The organism is Paenibacillus sp. P5_B5, assembly GCF_056400365.1.
Genome location: NZ_JBFULK010000052.1, coordinates 1 through 864 on the forward strand (window position 1 = coordinate 1; position 864 = coordinate 864).

The 864-nt window shown below is 46.4% G+C and carries 2 tRNA genes and 2 rRNA genes; all 4 read left to right on the plus strand.

Going from position 1 to position 864, the window contains the following annotated elements:
• Positions 1 to 62 precede the first annotated feature (62 nt).
• Positions 63 to 179, plus strand: a 5S ribosomal RNA gene (gene rrf / locus AC1DOK_RS24465).
• Positions 180 to 305: 126 nt separating this feature from the next.
• A tRNA-Ile gene (locus AC1DOK_RS24470) sits at positions 306 to 382 on the plus strand.
• A gap of 72 nt (positions 383 to 454) precedes the next feature.
• Positions 455 to 530 (plus strand) — tRNA-Ala (locus AC1DOK_RS24475).
• Positions 531 to 723: 193 nt separating this feature from the next.
• Positions 724 to 864, plus strand: a 23S ribosomal RNA gene (locus AC1DOK_RS24480); the annotation flags it as partial.

Below are 864 nucleotides of genomic sequence, written 5' to 3' on the forward strand. Positions count from 1 at the left end.
TGAAGGGGCAAGTACCTTTCAATGTTAAGGCCATCTGAAGTTTGGTTACTTCAGGTAATTCGTTTGGTGACGATGGCGGAAGGGAACCACGCGTACCCATCCCGAACACGACCGTTAAGCCTTCCAGCGCCGATTGTACTTGGACCGAAGGGTCCTGGGAGAGTAGGACGTTGCCAAGCGAATCCATTTTAATGGATTCGAATTAAATAGTTTTACTGTAAATTTTCTTCTCGCAGTTTTCTTGCGAAAACTACTGCCAGAAAAAGATTACGCTTCCGAAGTAGTTTTGCTTCGCAAAACTTTGAGGGCCCTTAGCTCAGCTGGTTAGAGCGCACCCCTGATAAGGGTGAGGTCGGTGGTTCGAGTCCACTAGGGCCCACCATTTAAAATTTCATATAAACCATGAAATTTCTTCTCGCAAGTTGCTTTCGCAAACTATTGCCAGAAAAATTATGGGGCCATAGCTCAGCTGGGAGAGCGCCTGCCTTGCAAGCAGGAGGTCAGCGGTTCGATCCCGCTTGGCTCCACCAAATTCACTTTTACAAACTGTTAAAAATTACAGGTTGAAAAGTCGAAAAGAAGTATGATATGATACTTCTTGCCGCAAAAACGGCGCAAAACAGAATTGTTCCTTGAAAACTAGATAGCGAAACGAAACGTAAGAGCTTAGAAACATCCGATGTTCTTCTTAAGCAATTGAGAGAACAACGTTTTAAATTAGCTGGTTAAGCTAATAAGAGCGCACGGAGGATGCCTAGGCACTAGGAGCCGAAGAAGGACGTGGCGAACGACGAAATGCCTCGGGGAGCCGTATGCAGGCTTTGATCCGGGGATGTCCGAATGGGGGAACCCAGCTGTGGTAAT